The organism is Pseudomonas sp. AF32, from assembly GCF_022342325.2.
Taxonomy (GTDB): Bacteria; Pseudomonadota; Gammaproteobacteria; order Pseudomonadales; family Pseudomonadaceae; genus Aquipseudomonas; species Aquipseudomonas uvaldensis.
On sequence record NZ_RQJK02000016.1, the window covers coordinates 65,966 to 90,487 of the forward strand.

22 protein-coding genes are annotated in these 24,522 nt (G+C 60.5%); 8 read left to right on the plus strand and 14 right to left on the minus strand.

Going from position 1 to position 24,522, the window contains the following annotated elements; all coding sequences use genetic code 11:
- Positions 1-44 precede the first annotated feature (44 nt).
- Positions 45-1,397 carry a dicarboxylate/amino acid:cation symporter gene (locus EGM97_RS16185; protein ID WP_238965648.1) on the minus strand — a complete coding sequence of 451 codons (1,353 nt, stop codon included), beginning with the start codon at positions 1,395-1,397 and terminating at the stop codon, positions 45-47.
- A gap of 334 nt (positions 1,398-1,731) precedes the next feature.
- On the opposite strand from EGM97_RS16185, the gene EGM97_RS16190 reads away from it, so the two are divergent.
- Positions 1,732-2,730 carry an AraC family transcriptional regulator gene (locus tag EGM97_RS16190; RefSeq protein ID WP_238965647.1) on the plus strand — a complete coding sequence of 333 codons (999 nt, stop codon included), beginning with the start codon at positions 1,732-1,734 and terminating at the stop codon, positions 2,728-2,730.
- Positions 2,731-2,870: 140 nt separating this feature from the next.
- Here EGM97_RS16190 and EGM97_RS16195 read toward each other — a convergent pair whose 3' ends face one another.
- The 3 genes from EGM97_RS16195 to EGM97_RS16205 all read right to left on the minus strand — a co-directional run bounded on the left by EGM97_RS16195 (position 2,871) and on the right by EGM97_RS16205 (position 5,585).
- Positions 2,871-4,217, minus strand: a complete 1,347-nt coding sequence (locus EGM97_RS16195) for an ATP-binding protein (RefSeq protein ID WP_238965646.1) — start codon at positions 4,215-4,217, stop codon at positions 2,871-2,873.
- Positions 4,214-4,891: a response regulator gene (locus EGM97_RS16200; protein WP_053147293.1), complete on the minus strand. Its 678-nt coding sequence runs from the start codon at positions 4,889-4,891 to the stop codon at positions 4,214-4,216. The genes EGM97_RS16195 and EGM97_RS16200 overlap by 4 nt, the downstream gene beginning before the upstream one ends.
- Positions 4,892-4,985: 94 nt before the next feature.
- Positions 4,986-5,585 carry a porin family protein gene (locus EGM97_RS16205; RefSeq protein ID WP_238965645.1) on the minus strand — a complete coding sequence of 200 codons (600 nt, stop codon included), beginning with the start codon at positions 5,583-5,585 and terminating at the stop codon, positions 4,986-4,988.
- A gap of 156 nt (positions 5,586-5,741) precedes the next feature.
- Between EGM97_RS16205 and EGM97_RS16210 the strand changes: the two genes are divergently transcribed.
- Complete coding sequence (locus EGM97_RS16210) at positions 5,742-6,533, plus strand: dienelactone hydrolase family protein (protein WP_238965644.1); 792 nt, start codon at positions 5,742-5,744, stop codon at positions 6,531-6,533.
- A gap of 104 nt (positions 6,534-6,637) precedes the next feature.
- Positions 6,638-7,363 (plus strand): 4'-phosphopantetheinyl transferase family protein, encoded by a 726-nt coding sequence (locus EGM97_RS16215; RefSeq protein ID WP_238965643.1) that lies wholly within the window; start codon positions 6,638-6,640, stop codon positions 7,361-7,363.
- A gap of 109 nt (positions 7,364-7,472) precedes the next feature.
- Here EGM97_RS16215 and EGM97_RS16220 read toward each other — a convergent pair whose 3' ends face one another.
- Both EGM97_RS16220 and EGM97_RS16225 read right to left on the minus strand, forming a co-directional pair.
- Positions 7,473-9,083, minus strand: coding sequence for an ATP-binding protein (locus EGM97_RS16220; protein ID WP_238965642.1), 1,611 nt, complete (start codon positions 9,081-9,083; stop codon positions 7,473-7,475).
- The gene (locus EGM97_RS16225) at positions 9,080-9,802 is read right to left on the minus strand and encodes a response regulator (protein WP_238965641.1); all 723 of its coding nucleotides are present in this window, start codon (positions 9,800-9,802) and stop codon (positions 9,080-9,082) included. The genes EGM97_RS16220 and EGM97_RS16225 overlap by 4 nt, the downstream gene beginning before the upstream one ends.
- 749 nt (positions 9,803-10,551) lie before the next feature.
- On the opposite strand from EGM97_RS16225, the gene EGM97_RS16230 reads away from it, so the two are divergent.
- A complete protein-coding gene (locus EGM97_RS16230; protein ID WP_238965640.1) occupies positions 10,552-13,443 on the plus strand; it encodes a ribonucleoside-diphosphate reductase subunit alpha in 2,892 nt (963 codons plus the stop codon).
- 287 nt (positions 13,444-13,730) lie between these two features.
- Here EGM97_RS16230 and flgE read toward each other — a convergent pair whose 3' ends face one another.
- The 6 genes from flgE to EGM97_RS16260 all read right to left on the minus strand — a co-directional run bounded on the left by flgE (position 13,731) and on the right by EGM97_RS16260 (position 18,767).
- Positions 13,731-15,041 (minus strand): flagellar hook protein FlgE, encoded by a 1,311-nt coding sequence (gene flgE, locus EGM97_RS16235; RefSeq protein WP_238965639.1) that lies wholly within the window; start codon positions 15,039-15,041, stop codon positions 13,731-13,733.
- Positions 15,042-15,069: 28 nt separating this feature from the next.
- The gene (flgD, locus tag EGM97_RS16240) at positions 15,070-15,792 is read right to left on the minus strand and encodes a flagellar hook assembly protein FlgD (protein ID WP_238965638.1); all 723 of its coding nucleotides are present in this window, start codon (positions 15,790-15,792) and stop codon (positions 15,070-15,072) included.
- Positions 15,793-15,807: 15 nt separating this feature from the next.
- Positions 15,808-16,251, minus strand: a complete 444-nt coding sequence (gene flgC / locus EGM97_RS16245) for a flagellar basal body rod protein FlgC (RefSeq protein WP_003204730.1) — start codon at positions 16,249-16,251, stop codon at positions 15,808-15,810.
- Positions 16,252-16,254: 3 nt separating this feature from the next.
- A complete protein-coding gene (gene flgB, locus EGM97_RS16250) occupies positions 16,255-16,662 on the minus strand; it encodes a flagellar basal body rod protein FlgB (protein ID WP_053147273.1) in 408 nt (135 codons plus the stop codon).
- Between the two features lie 297 nt (positions 16,663-16,959).
- Positions 16,960-17,787 carry a protein-glutamate O-methyltransferase CheR gene (cheR, locus tag EGM97_RS16255; protein WP_238965637.1) on the minus strand — a complete coding sequence of 276 codons (828 nt, stop codon included), beginning with the start codon at positions 17,785-17,787 and terminating at the stop codon, positions 16,960-16,962.
- Between the two features lie 53 nt (positions 17,788-17,840).
- Positions 17,841-18,767 carry a chemotaxis protein CheV gene (locus tag EGM97_RS16260; protein WP_238965636.1) on the minus strand — a complete coding sequence of 309 codons (927 nt, stop codon included), beginning with the start codon at positions 18,765-18,767 and terminating at the stop codon, positions 17,841-17,843.
- A gap of 78 nt (positions 18,768-18,845) precedes the next feature.
- On the opposite strand from EGM97_RS16260, the gene flgA reads away from it, so the two are divergent.
- The 4 genes from flgA to EGM97_RS16280 all read left to right on the plus strand — a co-directional run bounded on the left by flgA (position 18,846) and on the right by EGM97_RS16280 (position 21,443).
- A complete protein-coding gene (flgA, locus tag EGM97_RS16265) occupies positions 18,846-19,610 on the plus strand; it encodes a flagellar basal body P-ring formation chaperone FlgA (RefSeq protein ID WP_238965635.1) in 765 nt (254 codons plus the stop codon).
- 173 nt (positions 19,611-19,783) lie between these two features.
- A complete protein-coding gene (gene flgM, locus EGM97_RS16270; protein WP_053147265.1) occupies positions 19,784-20,089 on the plus strand; it encodes a flagellar biosynthesis anti-sigma factor FlgM in 306 nt (101 codons plus the stop codon).
- A 48-nt stretch (positions 20,090-20,137) separates the two neighbouring features.
- Positions 20,138-20,605 carry a flagella synthesis protein FlgN gene (locus EGM97_RS16275; RefSeq protein WP_053147263.1) on the plus strand — a complete coding sequence of 156 codons (468 nt, stop codon included), beginning with the start codon at positions 20,138-20,140 and terminating at the stop codon, positions 20,603-20,605.
- 91 nt (positions 20,606-20,696) lie between these two features.
- Complete coding sequence (locus tag EGM97_RS16280; RefSeq protein WP_238965634.1) at positions 20,697-21,443, plus strand: flagellar brake protein; 747 nt, start codon at positions 20,697-20,699, stop codon at positions 21,441-21,443.
- 203 nt (positions 21,444-21,646) lie between these two features.
- Here EGM97_RS16280 and EGM97_RS16285 read toward each other — a convergent pair whose 3' ends face one another.
- Together EGM97_RS16285 and EGM97_RS16290 are read right to left on the minus strand one after the other, a co-directional pair.
- Positions 21,647-22,960, minus strand: coding sequence for an MFS transporter (locus EGM97_RS16285; protein WP_238965633.1), 1,314 nt, complete (start codon positions 22,958-22,960; stop codon positions 21,647-21,649).
- Positions 22,961-23,027: 67 nt separating this feature from the next.
- Entirely contained in the window at positions 23,028-24,269 is a 1,242-nt protein-coding gene (locus tag EGM97_RS16290; RefSeq protein ID WP_238965694.1) for a glutamine synthetase family protein, read from the minus strand.
- Positions 24,270-24,522 lie beyond the last annotated feature (253 nt).

Consider the following 24,522-nt stretch of genomic DNA (forward strand, 5'->3'; position numbering starts at 1 on the left):
ATGAAAAAACCCGCCGAAGCGGGTTTTTCATTGCAGCTTGAAGATTACTTCACAACACCTGGAGCCGAGGATTCAGCCGCCGCGATCTGCGCCGCCGCGATCTGCTCATCATCTTCACGTACATCGGAGATGCCGCGGCCACCGGAAGCCAGTTCGGCGTGCAGCTGGTCTTCGTCCAGCTCCTTGACCCATTTGGCAACCACGACAGTGGCGACTGCGTTGCCCACCAGGTTGGTCAAAGCGCGGGCTTCGGACATGAAGCGGTCGATACCCAGGATCAGCGCCAGACCGGCTACTGGCAGATGGCCTACCGCCGACAGGGTAGCCGCCAACACGATGAAGCCACTGCCGGTCACGCCAGCAGCACCTTTGGACGACAGCAGCAGCACCAGCAGCAGGGTGATCTGGTGAGTGATGTCCATCTGGGTGTCGGTGGCCTGGGCAATGAACACCGCCGCCATGGTCAGGTAGATCGAAGTACCGTCGAGGTTGAACGAGTAGCCGGTCGGAATCACCAGGCCTACGACCGACTTCTTGGCACCCAGGCGCTCCATCTTGATCAGCATGCGAGGCAGGGCCGATTCCGACGAGGAAGTGCCCAGCACGATCAGCAGTTCTTCACGGATGTAGCGCACCAACTTGATGACGCTGAAACCATGGGCGCGGCAAATGGCACCCAGCACCACCAGTACGAACACGATGCAGGTGATGTAGAAGCAGATCATCAGTTGACCCAGCTGCACCAGCGAACCGACACCGTAGGCACCGATGGTGAACGCCATGGCACCGAAAGCACCGATGGGCGCCAGTTTCATGATCATGTTGATGATGATGAACATCACGTGGGCGAAACGATCGATGAAGTCCAGCACCGGCTTGCCGTAGGCGCCCAGGCGATGCAGGGCAAAACCGAAGAGGACCGAGAACATCAGCACTTGCAGGATGTCACCGTTGGCAAACGCGCCGACGATGGTGTTCGGGATCACGTTGAGGATGAACGCAACGATGCTCTGATCTTTACCGGCCGAGATGAAACCGGCGATCTTGCTGGTGTCCAGAGTCGTTACATCGATGTGCATGCCGTTACCCGGTTGCACAACGTTGACCACGACCAGACCGATCAACAGGGCGATGGTGGAGACGATTTCGAAGTACAGCAACGCGTAGCCGCCGGTCTTGCCGACCGACTTCATGTTCTGCATGCCGCCGATACCGCTGACGACTGTACAGAAAATGATGGGGGCGATGACCATTTTGATCAGTTTGATGAACCCGTCACCGAACGGCTTGAGGGCCACACCGGTCTGTGGGTAGAAGTGGCCGAGCAAAATACCGATGGCAATGGCTACGATCACCTGGAAATACAGGGATTTGTACAGTGGCTGACGAGTCGTCATGGCAAACCTTCCTCAAGCGTCCCGTGTGACGACATCCACCTGTCATCAACGAAACCTCACCTTTGCGAACCCTCCTGCACTGGAGGGATTTGTTTTTGGCGGCTGCACGCAGCAGACCTACGTACTGCATCGCAAAGCGCGTGCCATTTATGCGAAATACCCTACAGCCTGCATGGCAGACGGGTTCCATAAATATTCAAAAGGTAAACAGCCCTTCCCAAGATGGCGGATTTCCGCCTCACGCTCCGTTCGCATCCCGGAATTTGGCGGATATCCGCCTTGTCGAGCCGGGTCGCCCTGCTACCATCGGTCGCTTAACACACGGATGGATGCCATGCGCCAACGCACGATCGCCAGCCATTTCGCCCGCGCAGCACTGGGCGGCGCCCGTCGACAAGGGTTCGACTATTTACCCGTCCTGCAGCAGTCCGGCATCAGCCCCGAGCTGCTGGATGAGCCGCGGGCACGCATTGCGCCAGAGCAGTTCGCCCGCCTGCTGCAAGCGCTCTGGCTGGCTATGGACGATGAATACCTGGGCTTCGGCAAGGCCCGCAGCAAACCCGGGACCTTTGCCATGATGTGCCACGCACTGATCCACTGCCGCAACCTGGCCAGTGCCCTGCAGCGCGGCCTGTTGTTCTACAGTCTGTTCCCCGACGGGCCGGGCCTGACGCTGGTGAACGAAGGGGAACGCGTGCGCCTTGTGCTGGACGAGTCGACGCTGTGGGACCCGGATCATTTCCTCACCGAAAGCCTGCTGGTGACCTGGCATCGCCTGGGCAGTTGGCTGATCGGCCAGCGGATCGGCCTGGAACAAGCGACCTTCGGCTATCCCAAGCCTGCCCATGGGGCCGAGTACGATTTGCTGTTCCCCTGCCCACTGGTGTTCGGGGCACAACACACCAGCCTGTTATTCCACAGCCGTTACCTGGACATGCCGCTGCTCCAGGACGAAAGAACCCTCAAACGCTTTCTGGAGCGCTCTCCCGCCGACCTGCTGTCGCGCCCCGACGACGGGCACAGCCTGAGCAGCCAGTTGCGCCGCCTGCTCAGCCGCGACACCGTTCGCTGGCCGGATCTGGACACTGTCGCCCATCATCTGCACATCAGTCCCCAGACGCTGCGACGGCATCTGCGGGAGGAAGGTACCAGCTTCCAGGAGCTCAAGGATCAGCTGCGGCGGGATATCGCCATCTACCATTTAGGGCGGGCGGATCTGTCCTTGCAGCAGATTGCCGAACAACTGGGGTTCTCCGAACCATCGGCGTTTCATCGGGCGTTCAAGAAATGGACGGGGGTGACGCCAGGGGCTTATCGGGAGCAGGAAAATTAAACAGGGCCGCTCTCCCGTGGCGTCTGTACTGGCCTCATCGCGAGCAGGCTCGCTCCCACAATGGATCTATCTTTGACGCAAAACCGATGTGGGAGCGAGCCTGCTCGCGATGAGGCCGGCAAGCCCTGCGAAACCTTCAATCATGCCAGCGGAAAATGAATCCGGAACGCCGCCCCGCCCAGTTCCGAATCGCCCAGGGTCAATGTAGCGCCATAGCTCTCGATAATGTCCTTGACCACCGCCAGACCGATCCCCTGCCCCGGGTGCTGACGATCCAGCCGCTCGCCGCGTTGCAGGATCCGCGCGCGTTGATCCGGCGGTACGCCCGGCCCATCATCCTCGACGCAGAGTTCGATGCGGCCCTGGATCTGGTGCACGCTGACGCGTATTTCCCCCAGGCATAGCCGATAGGCATTTTCCAGCAGGTTGCCCAGCATCTCCAGCAAGGCCCCCTGCTCAATCGGCACATGACATTGCTCCGGCAAGTCGAAAACAACGTTGACCCGTTTATCGCGATAAACCTTGTCCAAGGTGTCGCACAGGCTCTGCAGCACTGGACGCAAGCGCACCTGATGGCGCACCAGCCCGCTCTTGCGCAAGCTGGCACGCTGCAACTGGTAACCGATCTGCTGGCTCATGCGCTCGATCTGGGTCTGAAGTACCCAAGCCTGCCCACGCTCCTCGGGGCGGCGGGCCATGTCTTCGCTGACGCCCTGCAGCACCGCCAGTGGCGTCTTCAGGCTGTGGGCAAGGTCATCGAGGGAGTCACGATAACGACCGCGCTGCTCGCGTTCGCTGTGCAGCAAGCGGTTGAGAGAGCCGGTCAGGCGCAGCAGTTCCCGAGGGTGTTCGGTACTGAGGCTTTCCCGGGCCCCGCTTTCGATTTCATCCAGCTCCTGGCTCAAGCGTCGCAAAGCCCGAAGGCCCCAGGTCAGGCCGATCCACAATAGCGCCAGCAGTACCATCAATGCGGCACCGAAGCCCAGGTAAAGATTGTCCCGCAACCCCTGCAGGGTGGTTTCGTAGTCACGAACCGGTTGCAGGGTAACGATACTGAATGCCGCGTTCTGACCACCGAGCAGCTTGATCTCGACGTCATAGACGAAAAACTCCTGGCCATCGTTTTCGCGGATGCGCGCGAACTGATTGCCCTGGCCGTCGTAGCGCGGGGTGTAGTTGATGTTTTCTTCCCGGGTGGCCTTCGACCGCCAGACCAGCCGCCCATCGCGGTCATAGATGTAGCCCAGCAGGCGCGCATCGGCGAGGTTGAAGCGCTCGTCCGGCAGTTGCTCGGGCATCTTCAATCGATTGTTTTCCACCCGGGCGGCAGAAATCAGCGTGGTTACGTCCGACGCCAGACGTTGCTCGATGGACTCTTGCAAGGCCAGGCTGAACGCGCCTTGCATGGCCGGCAGCAACGCCAACATGAACAGCACCGCCAGCGTCATGGCGGCCAGCATCAAGCGCAGCCGAAGCGAACGAATCACTGGCAACGCTCGTTGAACAGGTAGCCCAGGCCGCGCACGGTGTCGATTGGCTTGAATCCAGCCGGCGCCTCCAGCTTGCGCCGAAGGCGCCCTACCAGCACTTCGATGACATTGGGGTCGCGCTCGTCGTCATCGGGATAAAGCTGCTCCATCAAGCGGTCCTTGGCCACCACCTGCTGGTGATGGCGCATCAGGTATTCCAGGATGCGGTACTCATAGGCGGTCAAGGCCAACGGTTCCTCGCCCAGGGACGCCTGCTTGCGATTGAGGTCGAGCAACAGCGGGCCGGCGGTGATGGTCGACTGGGTAAAACCACTGGAGCGACGCAACAGCGCGTTCAATCGCGCCTCCAGTTCCTCGAACTGAAACGGCTTGACCACGTAGTCATCGGCCCCGGCGGCCAGGCCTTCGACCTTGTCCTGCCAATTGCCGCGAGCCGTGAGGATCAGGATCGGGAATGCCTTGTCCTGGGCGCGCAGCCGGCGGATCAGTTCCAGACCACTGATGCCCGGCAACCCGAGGTCGATCACCGCCAGGTCATGATTGAATTCACGGACCTGATACAAGGCCTCCTCGGCGTTGACCACGGCCTGCACTACGTGGCCGCTGTCGGTCAGTCGGGTCTGCAGGTGGTGACGCAACAACGCTTCGTCTTCGACGACCAGTAATTTCATGGAGCCTCTCCCCAGGCAGATTCAAACAATCGGCACTGCGCACCGCAACGAAGGCGCCGGATCGTGTTCGACCGATCCGGCATCCATCACCCGCTTAGAACATGTAGCTGGCGGACAGGTACGTCTGGGCGCTGCTGGTCAGGTCCAGCGACCCCACTTTGTCGCCACCGTGCGGGCTCATTTCGGTGCTGGCATTGCTGCGCAGGTAACGGTAACCCAATTCCACCGCCGTGTTTTTCGATACCTGTTGCAGGACGCCCGCCTGCAAGCCTACTGCGTAGCCAATGTCGCTGTCGCGGCTGAAACCGGGAGAATCCTGGGTCAGTTTGGTCAGGCCCGCCGTACCGCCGCCGAACAGTTTGGTACTGCCGGTGACCGGGTAGAACACATCGTAGCTGCCCAGCAGATTTTCCTGGCGCAATTTGATGCCATTGTGGGTGCCCGAGACGTTGTCATAGGTGGCGTAGTAGCGCCCCTGGTCATTCTGCTTGCCCAAACGCAGGCCGTAGGTGGTGTCCTTGCCGATCACGCCGTCGGCGTTCGGATTGTTCAGTGCCTGGTCCAGCGCACTGGATTTCTTGACCTTGTCGCTGGTCTGGCCGAGGGTCAGGCTGGCGAAGTTGTCATCGGCGTGGGCCATGGCGCTGGCGCTCAGAACGGTGAAAGCCAACAGCAGTTTTTTCATCTGGGTCATGATCAGGTTCCTCTGAAGCGTGGTGTGTGATGAAGTCGACGCCACGTTAACCAACGGTCCCTGAACACCCCTTGAACGTTCTCTGAACCTGTGCTGAACGAATCGGCTAGAGTGTCCAGTCTCAGTCGTGCAAACCACTTTTCATGGAGATCCGTCATGCGCAGGTTATTTGCTGTCTTACTTCTGGCTTTCAGCGGGGCGAGCCACGCCGCCATCCAGACCCAGGAGATTCCCTACACCAGTGCCGACGGCACGAAGCTGATCGGTTACTACGCGTATGACGACGCCATCAAGGGTCCGCGCCCAGGGGTCGTGGTCGTGCACGAATGGTGGGGACTGAACGACTACGCCAAGCGCCGGGCTCGCGATCTGGCAGGCCTGGGCTACAGCGCCCTGGCCATCGACATGTATGGCGAAGGCAAGAACACCGAGCATCCCAAGGACGCCATGGCCTTCATGCAAGCAGCGCTCAAGGACGCCAAGGCGGCCAGCGCGCGGTTCCAGGCCGGGCTCGACCTGCTCAAGAAACAGCCCCAGACCGATCCGGACAAACTCGCCGCCATCGGCTATTGCTTCGGTGGCAAAGTGGTGCTGGATGCGGCGCGCCAGGGCGTGCCACTGGCCGGCGTGGTAAGTTTCCATGGCGCGCTGGTGACCAACACCCCGGCCAGCCCCGGCAGCGTCAAGGCCAAGGTGTTGGTCGAGCATGGCGCGCTGGACAGCATGGTCACCGAAGACAACGTCACCGCCTTCAAGACCGAAATGGACAAGGCCGGCGCCGATTACAAGTTCGTCAGCCTGGAAGGCGCCAGGCACGGTTTCAGCAACCCGGACGCCGACCGCCTGAGCCACGGTGAACATGGCGGGCCGGACATTGGCTATAACAAGGCGGCCGATGACAAGTCGTGGACGGATATGCAGGCGTTCTTCAAGAAAATCTTTGGCTGAGATTGTAGCCTGCCCCTGTGGGAGCAGTCTTGCTCCCACAGCCACCAACCTGTACCGGATTTGCCCTCTACCCAGCGTCAGGCCAACCCGGCAAAATGCCCGGCATGAACCGACTCCCCGCCCTCCCCGCCTGCTGCTCGCCTCTGGATGAACATTGGCTGCTGCCCGACATCCTGCCTCATACGATTCTGCTCAGTACCTGCTTCGATCCATTGTTGCTGACCGCGGATGACTTCCTGCGCAGTGCCATCGAACCACCGGCGAGTATCCAGCGTTCGGTCGCCAAGCGGCAGGCCGAATTCCTCGCCGGACGGATCTGCGCCCGGGCCGCCCTGCACCGGCTGGACGGCCAGGTTTGCGTACCGGCCATCGGCGAAGACCGCGCCCCGGTGTGGCCCGCCCACATCAGCGGCTCGATCACCCACAGCACCGGGCGGGCCGCCGCCATTGTCGCGCACAAGGATCATTGGCAAGGGCTGGGGATGGACCTGGAAAACCTGCTCGACCCGGAACGGGCCGAGCGTCTGGCGGGTGAAATCCTCACACCGGCGGAACTGCAGCGCATGGCCGCTACCCGGCAGGATGACCGGGCGCTGCTGGTCACCTTGACCTTTTCAGTGAAGGAAAGCCTGTTCAAGGCGCTGTACCCGATCGTCGGCCAGCGTTTCTACTTCGAACATGCCGAGGTACTGGAATGGCATCACGATGGTCAGGTGCGGCTGCGGTTGTTGACCGATCTATCGAGCGAGTGGCGCCATGGCCGTGAACTGCAGGCGCAGTTCGGGGTGAAGGATGGGCAATTGTTGAGCCTGGTGGGGGTCAGGGCCTGAGTCTTGTGGTGCTCTTTAGTGCCCCATCGCGAGCAGGCTCGCTCCCACATTGAAATGCATTTTCCTGTGGGAGCGAGCCTGCTCGCGATGGGGCCATGCATTACATGGCTCAGGACCGGTCCTGATGCCTCGGCCAACTCAAGCTGAAACAGGCCCCACCCAGGCTTTTGCTCTTGCCGACCAACGCCCGGCCGTCATGCCAGTGGATGATCCGTCGCACGATCGACAGCCCCAGACCATGACCGCCCGAAGCACGGGCACGGCTGTCGTCCAGCCGCAGGAAGGGTTTGAATACTCGCTCCCATGCTGCCTCCGGCACGCCAGGCCCATCGTCCTCGACGTCCACTCGACAACGCAACTGCCCCACCTGATAACTCACCGTCACCCGTGACCGGGCATGGCGCATGGCGTTGCTCACCAGGTTCTGCAAGGCGCGATGCAAAAAGCGCGGCTCGGCCTCCACCCAGGCATCGTCGCAATCGGCGGCCGAGAGACAGAGACCGCGTTCCACCGTGATGCCCGGCCTGAGCGGGCCCAACTCCTCGATCACTTGATTGACCAGTGCATCGAGGTCCACTCGCTGGAAATTCAGCGCCGGGGAGCCCTGCTCCAGCCGTGCATAGGTCAACATCTCGTCCACCAACCGGTCCAGGTCCTCGATGTCGTGGTCCATCCCCGCCAGGTATTTTTCACGAGCCTGGGCGGTGGTGGCGCTGCCGATCATTTCCAGGCCGAAGCGCAGGCGCGCCACCGGCGTGCGCAGCTCATGGGACACCGCACGCACCAGCTCGCGCTGGATCGCCAGCAATTGTTGCAGGTGCTCGGCCATGCCGTTGAACGCCGCAGCCAATCGCCCCACCGAATCGGCGCCCCGAGCCGGTACGCGGGTTTCCAGGCTGCCCTGGGCGATCTGGGTGGCAGCCGACTCCAGGCCTCGCAGGCGCCGCTCCAGCTGGCGCACCAACAGGTACACGATCAACCCGATCAGGCTCAACCCCAGCACCGCGATCAACACCAGCCATTGCGGCGGATAAGGGTTCATCTGGTACAGCGGGCCGATCTCCAGCACCCACGGCGTACCGACCAGGCCGGCGAACACCCGGATCGAATCGCCGTCCTTGCCCAGGGCCATCACGGTATCGCCCTCGGAAACGCGGCGTCGCTGGTCTTCGTCCATGTCCACCTGGTCGACGGTCATCAGTCGAAGGTCGAAACCGAAGCCCTTGTCCTGCTTGAGCTGGGCGAGTCGTGCGGGTTGTTCGGACACCGGGTAGCGCACCAGCTCATCGGCCAGCAGATAAATAGTGGCACGGGCCAACTGTTCGCTGATCTGGCGGACCTCGCCCATCAGCATCAACTTCTCGCCGTCGCTGACCAGTCGGTAGACCTTCGCCGCGTGAGGGCCGGTCTGCTCCACCAGCGCCTGCCCGCGCAATACGCGGGTGCGCTGGCCAAGGTCCAGATCGGTCTGGGCGAACGTGCGCAACGCCAGGGGAATCCCCAGCAGCCGCTCCCACAACAACAGCGCACGGCGGCGTTCGGTGTCGTTCATTGGCCGCAGGTTATCGGCCATCAGGGAAAACGTGCCGTGGGCCAGGCGTTCGCGATACTGCTCGCCACGGGCCTGGTTGAGCAGGTGCAGCGCCAGCACACCGAGGACCGCCACCAGCACCAGTGCAGCGCACATGCCGCCGTAGATGCGCAGGAAAATCGAATTCACGACGTCGGGTCTACGCAAGCTTCGGGAACGAACAGGTAGCCTTTACTGCGAATGGTCTTGATCAACCGTGGATGGTCCGGGTCATCGCCGATCTTGGGACGAATGCGGGAGATCCGCACGTCGATGGAACGGTCCTGACCGTCATAGCCGATGCCGCGCAAGGCAGTGAAGATTTCCTCTCGGGACAGGATGCGTCCGGCATTGGAAACCAGCAGCCATAACAGATCGAACTCGGCGCTGGTCAGTTCGATGCCGGTGCCCTGCAACCAAGCCTCGCGCAAGGCGTTGTCCACTACCAACGGGCCAAATTGCAGGCGCCGTGGCTTTTGCGGGTTGGGCTCGGCTGGCTCGCTGCGCCGCAACAGAGCCTGGATGCGCGCCAGCAATACCCGAGGACGCACCGGTTTGCAGACATAGTCGTCCGCTCCCAGATCCAGGCCCTGGATCTGATCGGTGTCATCGGTGCGGGCCGTGAGCATCAGGATAGGCCCGTCGTACTGCTCGCGCACCTTGCGGCAGATGCTCAGACCGTCTTCGCCGGGCAGCATCAGGTCGAGGATCACCAGGTCCGGCTGCTCGGCGATGATCCGCTGGGCCGCCACCGCGCCGTCGCCTTCAAGGGCGACACGCAGCCCGTTGCTTTCCAGATAGTCACGGGTCAGCTCGGCCAGACGCTGGTCATCCTCGACGATCAATACCTGCCAGGCTTCTTGTTCCACTGGGGGCCCCTTAAGGTCAGTACCTGATAAAGGAAAGATGTAGTGCTTCCCTGTGGGTGCTGCCTCACCTCTTTCTGTCACATAAAAAGAAGATAAGCATGCCAACGCACGGGCCGATTGTATAAACGGCGCGTGCCTGGAAAACAAGCGGACAAATGCGTTCGGTCGGGCAGGATTTGTGTGGTAATGTCCGCGCCCGCAAAAATCGACAGACTGTTTTCCGGGCCTCGAAAACGATGAAAAAAAGCCCGCTCCAGCAAGGTCGCGGCCTACAGCGCAGTTCCCGGTTTCGCACACAAATTACGCACAGGCTTATCCACAGGTAGCACGTTGCATTCCTCCCCCAAAACGCATTATCTTGTAGCCCGCTGCGAAAAAACCCCTACATGTAGGGGTTTAAGCCAAAAACCAAACACAAGTCGGACAGAGAATTCAAGCGCTTTTCATGCCTCTTTCCACTTGAAATATCGTGTTTTCCCAAGACCAGACCGCCCCCTGCGGATGGCTACTGTTTCAACGGTCGAAACGACCGAAACGGTACGGGTGTTGCAGTCCATTACTGCCATCCCTGCAACCCGGTTTCGAGCCCAGGCTCGCAACCCAGAACTTCGGATGGAAGCGGCCCCTGGGCCCTGCTTCCTACTGTCCCGAAGTTGTTATGCCCGACATCAGTCGGTTGTAGTGCTTCAGGACGGAACGGTGGGCACCGTAAAGGTGCCCAAACAAACATAGAGAACGTGGAGACACCCATGCACACCGACACAACTCGCGAGAACCCGCAGGGCACCGCGCCGCTGGCCGCCGATTCGACCCCGGATCTGGCCGCCACCGCGCCCGGCCAACTGCGTGTGATCAAGCGTAACGGCACTGTCGTTCCTTACACCGATGACAAGATCACCGTCGCCATCACCAAAGCGTTTCTTGCAGTTGAGGGCGGCACCGCTGCCGCTTCGTCGCGCATCCACGACACCGTGGCCCGCCTGACCGAACAGGTCACCGCAACCTTCAAGCGTCGCATGCCGTCGGGCGGCACCATCCACATCGAAGAAATCCAGGACCAGGTCGAACTGGCCCTGATGCGTGCCGGCGAGCAGAAAGTGGCCCGCGACTACGTGATCTACCGTGATTCGCGCGCCAAGGAACGTGCCACCCGCGCCCCGGCCGACGCACCGGTACAGGCTCACCCTTCGATCCGTATCGCCCGCGCCGACGGCAGCCTGGCGCCGCTGGACATGGGCCGCCTGAACACCATCGTCACCGAGGCCTGCGAGGGCCTGGAAGAAGTCGACGGCGAGCTGATCCAGCGCGAAACCCTGAAGAACCTCTATGACGGCGTCGCTCTCAAGGACGTCAACACCGCCCTGGTGATGACCGCGCGGACCCTGGTGGAACGCGAGCCGAACTACTCCTTCGTGACCGCCCGCCTGCTGATGGACACCTTGCGTGCCGAAGGCCTGGGCTTCCTGGGTGTCGCCGAGAGCGCGACCCACCACGAAATGGCCGACCTGTACGCCAAGGCCCTGCCGGCCTACGTCGCCAAGGGTATCGAATACGAATTGCTGAACCCGGTCCTGGCGTCCTTCGACCTGGAAAAACTCGGCAAGGCCATCGATCACGAGCGCGACCAGCAGTTCACCTACCTGGGCCTGCAGACCCTGTACGACCGTTACTTCATCCACAAGGACGGCGTGCGCTTCGAACTGCCGCAGATCTTCTTCATGCGCGTGGCCATGGGCCTGGCCATCGAAGAAAAGCAGAAAGAAGACCGTGCCATCGAGTTCTACAACCTGCTGTCGTCCTTCGACTACATGGCGTCGACACCGACCCTGTTCAACGCCGGCACCCTGCGTCCACAACTGTCGAGCTGCTACCTGACCACCGTGCCGGACGACTTGTCGGGCATCTACGGCGCCATCCACGACAACGCCATGCTGTCGAAATTCGCTGGCGGCCTGGGCAACGACTGGACCCCAGTGCGCGCGTTGGGCTCGTACATCAAGGGCACCAACGGCAAATCCCAGGGCGTCGTGCCATTCCTCAAAGTAGTCAACGACACCGCCGTGGCGGTTAACCAGGGCGGCAAGCGCAAGGGCGCGGTCTGTGCCTACCTGGAAACCTGGCACATGGACATCGAAGAGTTCATCGAGCTGCGCAAGAACACCGGTGACGACCGTCGCCGTACCCACGACATGAACACCGCCAACTGGATTCCGGACCTGTTCATGAAGCGCGTCTTCGACGACGGCAAGTGGACCCTGTTCTCGCCATCCGAAGTGCCGGACCTGCACGACCTGACCGGCAAGGCCTTCGAAGAGCGCTACGAGTATTACGAAGCCCTGACCGAGTACAACAAGATCAAGTTGTTCAAGGTCGTCCAGGCCAAGGACCTGTGGCGCAAAATGCTCTCGATGTTGTTCGAGACCGGCCACCCATGGCTGACCTTCAAGGACCCGTGCAACCTGCGCAGCCCGCAGCAGCACGTGGGCGTGGTCCACAGTTCGAACCTGTGCACCGAGATCACCCTGAACACCAACAAGGATGAGATCGCGGTCTGCAACCTGGGCTCGATCAACCTGCCGAACCACATCGTCGACGGCAAGCTGGACACCGCCAAGCTGCAACGCACCGTGAACACCGCCGTGCGCATGCTCGACAACGTGATCGACATCAACTACTACTCGGTGCCGCAGGCGAAGAACTCCAACTTCAAGCACCGTCCGGTCGGCCTGGGCATCATGGGCTTCCAGGACGCGCTGTACCTGCAGCACATCCCGTACGGTTCCGACGCTGCCGTCGAGTTCGCCGACAAGTCCATGGAAGCGGTCAGCTACTACGCGATCCAGGCCTCCTGCGACCTGGCCGACGAGCGCGGTGCCTATGAGACGTTCCAGGGCTCGCTGTGGTCCAAGGGCATCCTGCCACTGGATTCGCAACAGATCCTGATCGCGTCCCGTGGCGAGAAGTACATCGACGTCGACCTGAACGAATCCCTGGACTGGGCACCGGTTCGTGCCCGCGTACAGAAAGGCATCCGTAACTCCAACATCATGGCCATCGCACCGACCGCCACCATCGCCAACATCACCGGCGTGTCGCAGTCGATCGAACCGACCTACCAGAACCTCTACGTGAAATCGAACCTGTCGGGCGAATTCACCGTGATCAATCCGTACCTGGTCCGCGACCTCAAGGCCCGCGGCCTGTGGGACTCGGTCATGATCAACGACCTGAAGTACTACGACGGTTCGGTACAACAAATCGAGCGCATCCCGCAGGAGCTCAAGGAGCTCTACGCCACCGCGTTCGAAGTGGAGGCCCGTTGGATCGTCGACGCCGCCAGCCGTCGCCAGAAGTGGATCGACCAGGCTCAGTCGCTGAACCTGTACATCGCCGGCGCCTCGGGCAAGAAACTGGACGTGACCTACCGCATGGCCTGGTACCGTGGCCTGAAAACCACCTACTACCTCCGTGCCCTGGCCGCCACCAGCACCGAGAAGTCCACCATCAACACCGGCAAGCTGAACGCGGTTTCCGCTGGCGGCAACCACGGGGACGACTCGGTCCTGGCCGCTCCGGCGGGACCTGCGCCAGTGCCAAAGGCCTGCGCCATCGACGAGCCGGATTGCGAAGCTTGCCAATAAGCTGAGCGGGTGGGCGCTGCGAGGCGCCTGCTTTTGAAGGAAGCCCCCGATAGACCGCTGGTTTATCGGGGGTTTTCTTTTGCCTGGAGGAAAATGGCGCCTGCATCGCGAGCAGGCTCGCTCCCACACTGGATCCGTGGCGTACTCAGGCTCTGTGATCGGCGCAGAACCCTGTGGGAGCGAGCCTGCTCGCGATGAGGCCAGAACAGGCAACACAAAACAGTCGCCCAAAAGAAAGCCCCTCTTGCGAGGGGCTTCTTGTACATCGTTTCAAGCAACCATCGACATCAAGTCATTTGAATGATGGTCTGCATGATGGTGCTCTGGGTGGAGATGGTCTTGGCGTTCGCCTGATAGTTGCTCTGGGCCTTGATCAGTTCGACCAGTTCGTTGGTCAGGTTGACGTTGGACTCTTCCAGAGCGTTGGACACGATCGAACCCAAGGTGCCGGTGGTCGGGGCATCGTAGGCCGGGATGCCCGAGGAGAAGGTTTCCTTCCAGCTGGTGCCGCCTACCGGTTGCAGACCTTGCTCGTTGGTGAAGCTGGCCAGGGCCAGTTGACCGATCGGCTTGGTCTGGTTGTTGCTGAAGTTGGCCAGCAATACACCGCTGCCGTCGATGGTCAGGTTGGTGATCTGGCCGGTGGCATAACCGTTCTGGACCGGGAGCGACCGCGCGGTGTCGGCGTTGAATTGAGTGGTGTTGGCCATGGAGATCGTGATGACCGGCGCGCTTGCGGCGCCGTTAGCCGTCCATACACCATTGGTCACGGTGCCAGGAATCCAGCCAGTGAGCTTGAGGTCGCTGTCAATGAGCGGTGCTCCCGGAGGATTCGGGGTGCTGACCTGAACCAGCTTGCCATTGGCGTCAAAGGTCATGGTCGAAGGAACAGGCGCGTTAGCACCGGTCGTGGTCGGCGCGGTGCCATTGAGGTTACGGCCGTCGATCAAGGTATAGACATTCCAGGTGTTGTCGGAAGTCTTGACCATGTACTGGTCCATGGCATGTTGGTTGCCTTGGGTGTCATAGATCGGGGTAGAGAACTGCTTGACGTATGTTGCCGTGTCGGCCGGATTGAACGCCGCGGTGATTGGCGTCGCCGTCGAGTTCAGGTTGATGGTCGACGAAACCAGGCTGGTAGCGGTCGGCGGCAGGTTGGAGGTGTCGATGCGCAGGTCGGTCAGGATGCCGTTCTGGATCTTGCCGTTGGCATCCACGCCATAGCCCTGCAGCTTCGCAGTGCCATCGCTGTTGGTGATGTAGCCTTCCTTGTCGGTCTTGAAGGTACCGGCACGGGTGTAGCTCAGCGAACCATCGTTGCTCAGGACAAAGAAGCCCTGACCCTGGATGCCCATGTCCAGCACGTTGCCGGTGTTGTTGACGTCGCCCTGGCCGAACTGCTGAGAAACGTTGGCCAGGCGTACGCCGTTACCGACGGTCTTGCTGCCCGAACCCAGCTTGGTGGCCGAGTAGACGTCTTCGAATTCCGCGCGGGACGATTTGAAACCGGTGGTCGCGACGTTGGCGATGTTGTTGCCGGTCACGTCCAGCTGTTTGTTGGCTGCATAGAGACCGCTAAGGCCGATGTTGAAAGACATGTTGACTCCTTTTGCCGGTTAGTCGGCTCTACATACCAATAGTTTGTACTTTGGACAGGGCAATGCTGCCCAGACCGGCCAGGTTGAGCATCAACTCACCGCCCGTCTGGCTGATGGTCACGCTGCTGACGGTGGCCGGCAGGTTGGTGATCAGCGACGTGGCCTTGCCATCGATGGTGGTCGAGGCCGAGAAGGTGTACGTGCCCGATTCTACCGTCGTGCCGGCGTCGTTCTTGCCGTCCCAGATGAACGCCGAGTTGCCGGCCTTCTGGCTGCCCAGGTCGATGGTGCGGACGGTCTTGCCGTCCTTGTCCATGATCTTGACGGTGAGAGAGGACACTGCCGACGGCACCACCACCGTGCCGTTAAGGCTCTTGGAAGTGTCGACCACGGCCTTGTCGCCGGGCGCGATGACCGAGCGCCCCACCAGCGACGAAGCCTGTAGGGCCTGCGACGAGTTGTAGTTGCCGGCAATGCCGCTCACGGTTTCGTTGAGCGTGGTGATCCCTTCCAGGCTGCTGAACTGCGCCAACTGAGCCACGAATTCGCCGTTGTCCTGAGGCTCCAGCGGGTTCTGGTTTTTCAGCTGGGTGACGAGCAGTTGCAGGAACGCATCCTTGCCCAGCTCCTTGTTGCCGGTCGCCGCCTTGGTCGCACCGCCGAGGCCATCGGTGGTGGTGTTGGTCTTGACCGAGGAGTTGGCCAGAATCTCGTTAAGGCTCAAACCGCTGGTGGTGTTGGTAACGCTCATGTGACTCGCCCCTTATCACTGACCGAGGGTCAGGACCTTCTGCATCATGGTTTTGGCGGTGTTCATCATTTCGGCGTTGGTCTGGAACGAACGACTGGCGGAAATCATGTCGGCCATTTCCTCGACGACGTTGACGTTCGGGTAATAGACATAGCCCTTGGCGTCGGCCGCCGGATGGTTCGGCTCATAACGTGCTTCGAGGTTGCTCTGGTCTTCGACCACGCCCAACACTTGTACGCCCTGCCCGGCCGCATCCTGCTCCTGAAACAGCGAATCGCTGCCGCCGGACTGGCCGCCCTGGAACATGGTGGCAAACACCGGGTGACGAGCGCGGTAGGTCTGGTCGATGCTCGACGAAACGGTCTCGGCGTTGGCGATGTTACTGGCGACGGTGTTCAGGCGAGTGGTCTGGGCACTCATGGCACTGCCGGCGATGTTGAATACGCTCGCGATCGACATGACTTATTCTCCGCGCAGGGCCGATACCAGCCCTTTGAACTTGCTGTTGAGCAGGGTGAAGCTGGCCTGGAAGTTCACGGAGTTCTCCGCGTAGTTGGACTGTTCCAGTTGAGCGTCCACAGTGTTCTGGTCGATCGAAGGTTGCATCGGCGTGCGATACATCAGCGATTCGTCGCCGTTGCCCAGGCCTTCGGCCTCGATATGACGGTTGTTGGTCATGTTCAGGGCGAAGTGGCCGTTCTTGGTCTTCTCGCTCTGCTCGGCGAGCACTTTGGAGAAATCCAGGTCACGCGCCTTGTAGTTCGGGGTGTCGGCGTTGGCAATGTTATTGGCCAGGACTTCGGCACGCTGGGCGCGGAAGCTCAGAGCCTTTTCATGGATACCGAGCGCTTTATCGAAGCTGATGCTCATGTCGGAAACCTTTGGGTGACCAGAATGTACGTACGAATGGATATAGCAAGCGTCGTGCCACTTTCAAAAACCCCGTAAACCGGGGCTTTGCGGGAAGCGGCAAGGCGGCAATGCCAGAAAAGCGGCAATCGGTTTCCGCTCACCTGCCGCTTTTCTGCCGCTTTTCATGGTCGGCAAAGGACAACTGTGGGAGCGAGCCTGCTCGCTCCCACAGGGGATAGGGGGTGATTTGGAGAAAGCCAGACACAAAAAACGGGAGCCTGTGAGAACTCCCGTTTTTTTGACAACACCGGCAAATCACTTCGCCTGGTAGATGATCCCCGGGCTGCACTGGACCATCTGGTAATGATCCGGCAAGCCATTCAGCGCCTCGGAGGCTCCGAGGAACAGGTAGCCACCGGGCTTGAGGGTGGAGTGGATACGCAACAGGATGTCTTTCTTCACTTCGGCGGAGAAGTAGATCAGCACGTTGCGGCAGAACACGATGTCGAACTTGCCCAGGCTGGCATAACTGTCCAGCAGATTGAACGAGCGAAACTCCACCCGGTTCTTGATCGGCGCCTTGACCACCCAGCGTCCCGGCCCTTTCGTGTCGAAGTAGCGTTGCAAGCGATCCGGCGAGAGGCCACGACCGATGGCCAGGCTGTCGTACTCGCCCGTCTTGCAGTTATTGAGCATGGTCCCGGACAGGTCGGTGGCGACAATTTGCACGCCGCCCTTCAACTGACCGATGTTGGTCCGCTCGAACTCGTCAATGGACATCGAAATGGAATAAGGCTCCTGCCCCGACGAACAGGCCGCCGACCAGATGCGCAGGCGTTGGCCGGGGCTGGCCTTGATGGCTGCTGGCAAGACCTTGTTCTTCAACACCTCGAAAGGATAGGTATCGCGAAACCACAGGGTTTCGTTGGTGGTCATGGCGTCCACTACCATTTCGCGCAACCCACTGCGCGGCTGGGTCTGGATACGCTGCACCAGCTCACCCAACGACTTGAGGCCCTGTTGCTCCATCAATTTGTTGAGACGGCTAGACACCAGATATTGCTTGTTTTCACCAAGCAAGATGCCACAGGCTTTTTCCAGGAAGACCCGGAACTGTTCGAAATCCAAATTACCCGTAGACAAGATACCGCCTCTTTCATCGTGTTGATTTGCCGGGCGCACAATGCGCCCAACCTTTATTCTGCTGCCTTGATCCGGTCGACGACCCGGGAAGCCAGGTCATCGGGCCGGAACTTGGCCAGAAAATCGTCAGCGCCGACTTTCTTGACCATCGCCTGGTTGAAAACCCCGGACAAAGAGGTATGCAGAATGATGTGCAGCTTCTGCATGCGCGGATCGCTGCGGATTTCCGACGTCAGCGTATACCCATCCATCTCGGGCATCTCGATGTCGGAGATCATCATCAGGAACTCTTCTTCCGGCTTCTTGCCCTCATCGACCAGGCTGCGCAGGTAATCCAGCGCCTGCCGCCCATCGTTCAACGCCACCACCTCGACACCGACCGTTTGTAGACACCGGGTCACCTGCTTGCGTGCCACCGAAGAATCATCGACGGTCAACACACGCATCGAAACCGCCTTGTGCTGGGTTTCGGCATCCACCACGCCCACGGAAATGGTTTCCGGCGTCGGGGCCACCTCGGCGAGGATTTTCTCCACGTCGATGATTTCCACCAACTGATTGTCGACCCGGGTCACCGCCGTCAGGTAGTGATCGCGGCCAGTGCCCTTGGGTGGCGGATGGATCTCTTCCCAGTTCATGTTGACGATGCGTTCCACCGAGCGCACCAGGAAGCCCTGGGTCTTGGTGTTGTACTCGGTGATGATCACAAACGGATTGCTCTGATCCAGCAGCCCACCGGAACCGGTGGCCATCGCCAGATCGAGAATCGGGATGGTCGCTCCCCGGATATTCGCCACTCCGCACACGACGGGACTGGATTTGGGCATCAACGTCAGCTTGGGGCATTGCAGCACCTCACGGACCTTGAACACGTTAATCCCATACAACTGTTGGCCATCGAGACGGAACAACAACAGCTCCAGGCGATTCTGACCGACCAGCTGCGTGCGCTGGTTTACCGAATCCATCACTCCCGCCATGCCCTGACTCCTACCTAACGCTAATGTGTCCGACGCGCATTCATCACTAAACGGCACGGGGCTTGCTATTCAACCGGCATGAACGCACAAACGACATTTTCTCGACGCCTGATCACTCATTGCCGCCACTGGCTAGGTGCGCTGCTGGCTGTCTGCCTGTTCGCCTCGGGCGGCCGTGCCCTCGCCGATGCTCCGGTTACCTTGCCTGATCTCCTTATCGGCGTCACTCAGGGCTTTCTTGAATTCACCGTAGAAGACTATCTGGCTTCCAGTCAAACCGAAGGCCGCTACGAAATCGAAGTCAATCAGCTCGACCCGCGCTTGCGCATGCCGATGTGCGACAAGGATTTGACTGCCTCACTGGAAAGCCCTGCCCGGCCCCTGGGTCGCGTCACGGTCAAGCTTCGCTGCGACAGCGCCGCGCCGTGGACGGTGTTCGTGCCAGCCCAGGTGCGCCTGTATCGCGAAATCGTCACCACCACCCGCCCGCTCAAGCGCGCCGGCATCGTCGAACCCCAGGACGTCATGCTGCGCGAGCGAGACGTCAGCCAGATCACCCAGGGTTTCCTGACTTCCGTTGACCAGGCCATCGGCCAGAAACTTGTCCGACCAATGGTAGCCGATCAAGTGGTAACCCTCGTGCACCTGGAACAGGCCGAAGTGGTCCGCAAGGGTGACCAGGTCGTGATCACTGCCCGTAGCGGCACCCTGGCCGTGAGAATGCCGGGCGAGGCCCTGTCCAACGGTGGTATGCGTGAACAGATCCGGGTGAAAAACCTCAATTCCCAACGCGTGATCAAAGCGCAAGTGATGGCCCCGGGCCAGGTGGAAGTGGCTATGTAGCGATCCGGTAGAAGCGGGTAGAAAGCTGGCGCTAGCCCCCGCCGTTCCCTAGACTGTGCCTTATGCCAAGGCAAGCGCAGACGTGCGCACGTTCATTGAATAAATGAGCCTAAAGTTTTTTTGGGAATGGCCGAGAACATGGCAAGCGTCCAAATACCCAGAGGTTTTCTACCATGGTCATCGACTTCAATCGTTTAAACAGCTCTTCACCCCTGACAGGCACCACGCGCACCAGCGCCAGCAAGGAAACCGAGAAATCCTCGCCGGTCGAACAGGCCGCCACGGTCAAGAATGGAGAGACGGTACACCTCAGCGATGAGGCTCAACAGTTGCAGAAGGTCACTGACAAGCTGCGCGATCAACCTGTCGTCGACAACGCCCGCGTGGCCGCGTTGAAAGCAGCAATCGCCGATGGCAGCTATAAAGTCGACAGCAACCGTGTAGCCAGCAAACTGCTCAACTTCGAAGCCCAGCGCTAGGCCGCCGCCTGCGCCAGGCTTTTGGACGCTTAAGACCCAAGGCCAGCCATGCACGACACTACTTTATTGCAACTGATCATCGACGACTTCGTTCCAGTACAACAATTACTGGAACTCCTGCAGACCGAATCACTGGCGCTGCACGGTCGCGACATGCCTTTGCTGGAAAATATTCTGGCGCAGAAACAGGCGTTGATCATCTTGCTCGATCAGCATGGCCGCAAGCGCAGCGAGATTCTTGCCAGCCTCAACCTGCCAGCCAATCAAGGCGGCCTGGAACAACTGGCCAGCCAGTCGCCGATCGGCGACCAATTATTGTCCCAAAGCGCGGCACTCAATGACCTGCTTGCTCAATGCCAGGCCGCCAACGCCCGGAACGGCCAGTCGATCCAGGTCCAGCAGGCTGCAACCGCCAACCAGCTTCGCATCCTCAATGGCGGCGAAATCCCGACGCTTTACGATGCTCGCGGCTCGACCGCAAAAATGGTCAAGCATCGCCCGCTCAGCCAGGCATGAAATGAACGATGCCTGCGCTCTATCAACGTGCGATACATGCTGGCAAAATGCTGGCTACTTGTAGTCGTATTTAGCCTGGAGATTGACCCTCGTGTTCAATGCCTCAAACGCGGATGATGCTCCGCAGCCCCCCAAGGTCCTTACCACGCCTCTGGAAATCTCCGGCAACCTGAGGATGCTGCAAGAGAGCCATGACCCGCTGATCATCACCTTCCACGAACGCAGCCAGCGCTTCCAGAGCTATCTGGTCGATATCGACCGCGAGAAGAACGCCCTCGCCCTGGACGAAATGATCCCGCGCGACGGGGAACGCTTCCTGCTGGCAGGCGAACCGTTTCGGGTCGAGGGCTTCCATGATGGCGTGCGCATTGCCTGGGAAAGCAATGGCCCATTGACCATTGATGATTCCAGCGACGGCCGCTGCTATCGCGGCGCCCTGCCCGAGGAAGTGGTCTACCACCAGCGTCGCAATGCCTTCCGCGCCGCCTTGAAACTGGCGCAACTGGTGGACGTTGAATTGGGTGGCGAAAAGCTCAAGTCACCGGTAGTTGGCAAGCTGCTGGATATTTCCGCGACCGGCTGCAAGCTGCGTTTCGATGGCGACATCATCGCTCGCCTGCAATTGGGACAGGTTTATGAGCGCTTCATTGCGGCCCTGCCCTTCGGCAACATGACTGCGCCAGTCGAACTGCGCTACCTGCATTTCGAAGAAAGGATCAACACCACCTTCGCCGGCGTGCGCTTCCACAACATCAGTGGCCTGGTGCAACGGCAGGTCGAGCGCTTCGTCTATCAATTACAGCGCGAAGCCCGCCGATTCGATAAAGACGACCTCTGATCATCCGGTATAAAAAACGGGCAGTCTCCGCAAGGAACTGCCCGTTTTTTTATGGCGCCGTCATTCACATCCGAAAGCCGCTGCGTTTGGGCCGGCCCCATCGCGAGCAAGCTCGCTCCCACAGAGGATTGTGGCGTGCAGGGGAGCTATGTACGACACGGTACCTGTGGGAGCGAGCCTGCTCGCGATGGCAACACCACGGTCTACCTGACCGACTCCTCGACCGGCGCCTCGGCAACCGGCTCCTCCGCCGCCGGCGTCTGCATCTGCTCCTGCACCACTTGCTCGTCCACCCGCGGATCGAGGCACGCGACCAGGGGCGAGCTCGACATGCTGTCCGGCATCGCCACGTGGTGCAACGGTGCGTCGTCGACCTGATGCAGGTTGGTCACGGCCTTCGGCCGGATGCGCCACACCAGGATCAACGCAAAGAACGCGAAGAAGGCATACAGCATGTGGCTGCCGAACGACTTCATCAGCACCCCGGCCACCAGCGGCCCGATACTGGCGCCGATGCCATAGGTCACCAACAACATAGCCGTCAATGACACCCGGCGATCACCTTCGACGTGGTCGTTGGAAAACGCCACCGCCAGTGGATACAGACAGAACTGAACCAACGAACAGAGGAATCCCGCGACGAACAGCACTTCCAGCGGCACCTGGGGCAGGATCGCCAGCGGCAGTGCGCAAACCGCCAGGAACAGTGCGAAACAGCGGATCAGCAACGCCCGGTCATAACGGTCGGACAGCCAGCCCAGTGGCCACTGCACCAACAGCCCGGCGAAAATGCAACTGCCCATGAACAAGCCCACCTGCTCCGTGGACAACCCTTGCTGGGACGCGTACAGAGGGGCCAGGCCATAGAACGAGCCCGCGATCAACCCGGAACCCAACACTGTGCTCAACGATTGCGGTACGCGCTTGATGAAGAAGCGCGGCTCCATCGGCGCAGGACGCAGCGGCGCCGGGTGGATCCGTCGGGTCAGCGCCACCGGCACCAGACACAGGGCGAAACACAGCGCCACCAACATCAGCAGTTCTAACCCCAGGGATGGATGCATGACCAGAATCAGTTGGCCCAGCACCAGCCCCAGGTACGACGCGATCATATAACCGCTGAACACCACGCCGCGCTGGCTGGCCTCGGCCTGTTCGTTGAGCCAGCTTTCGATGACCATGTACTGGCACATCATGCCCAGGCCGACGATCATCCGCAGTACGATCCAGGCCGGCAACCAATCCACCAGACCATGGCCCAGCACCGCAGCGCCGACCAGCCCGGCGCAAGCCGAGTAGGCGCGGATGTGCCCCACGCGGGCAATCAGCCGATGGCCGATCTTGCCGCCCAGCACCAGGCCGAAATAGTTGGCCGCCATCAGCGCGCCGACCCACAGGCTGTCTACGTGATCGGCAGCCAGGCGCAAGGCCAGGTAGGTACTCAGCAGGCCCGAGCCGATGAGCATCATCAGCGAAGCGAAATAAAGCGCTCGAAAAGGTTTCCAGATTTGGCGCATCGGCGTTCCGAGCGGCTCCTTGAGGTGGGTAAGGGCTATGCGCGGATAGCCCGAATGCGACGGTTGGTTAAACCTGCGTTCCTAGCACGCGTCGTTCCCAGGGCGTGATTTCATCAAGAAAACTGGTCAGTTCAAGGGTTTTCGAAGCGATGTAACCTTCGATGAACTCCGTACCGAACAGTTCCTTCGCCAGAGAACTACGCTTCAGACGCTCCAGAGCGGCATGCAAGGTACATGGCAGGGAGAGATTGTCCGGCACCTGGAACTCACCCTGTATCGCGGCGCTCGGCTCCAGCCGATTTTCGATGCCATGAAGACCGGCCGCCAGGCTGGCGGCAATCGCCAGATAAGGGTTGGCATCGGCCCCCGGCAAGCGGTTCTCGACCCGACGGGCCACCGGCGAGCTGGCGGGGATTCGCAACCCGGCAGACCGGTTGTCGTTGGACCAGCAGGCATTGTTCGGCGATGCGAACGGGTGGCACAGGCGCTGGTAGGAATTGACGTTGGGCGCGAACAGCGCCGTGAAATCCGCCATGCCAGCCTGTTGCCCCCCAATAAAGTGCCGGAACATTGCCGTCGGCTCCCCCGCCTCATCGCTGAACACATTGCGGCCGCTGTCCAGCTCGACCACGCTCTGGTGAATATGCATCGAGCTGCCTGGTGTGTGAGCCAGGGGCTTGGCCATGCACACCACGGTCACACCGTGCTTGAGGGCCACTTCCTTGAGCAAGTGCTTGAACAGGAATGTCTGGTCGGCCAACAGCAATGCGTCGCCATGAAGCAGATTGATCTCGAACTGACTCACGCCCATTTCATGCATGAAGGTATCGCGAGGCAGTCCCAACGCGGCCATGCATGTATAGACTTCGCTGAAAAACGGTCGCAGGCCGTTATTGGAACTGATGCTGAACGCCGAATGGCCATCTTCGCGCCGTCCATCCAGGCCCACCGGGGGCTGGAACGGCCGGGTCGGGTCCGGGTTGGATGCGAACACGAAGAATTCCAGCTCGGTCGCCACCACCGGTGCCAGGCCCAGGGCGGCATACCGGGCGATCACGGCCTTGAGCTGGCCACGCGTCGAGAGCCGGGAGCTTTCGCCAGTCAACTCATCGGCATCGCAAATCGCCAGGGCTCGAGGATGTTCACTCCAAGGCAGACGGTGGATCTGTTTCGAGTCGGGCACCAACGCCAGGTCGCCATCGTCGCTGCCGTAGAAGCGCGCCGGCGGGTAGCCGCCCATGATGCATTGCAGCAGCACGCCTCGGGCCATCTGCAATCGCCGCCCTTCCAGGAAACCCGCGGCGGTCATCACCTTGCCCCGTGGTACGCCATTGAGATCCGGCGTGACACATTCAATCTCATCAATGCCCGTCAATCGCTGCGCGAGTGAACGCTGGCCATCGGTCGTCATGACGCATTCCTTGTTATGTGCGAGCCGCGAACGGCAACCCGTACAAAATAGGCTTCGGCTGTTCGGAATATCAAGCACTCCAAAACAATAAACAAGCCAGCCTGAAATACATTGTGGGAGCGAGCCTGCTCGCGATAGCGTCGGGTCAGAC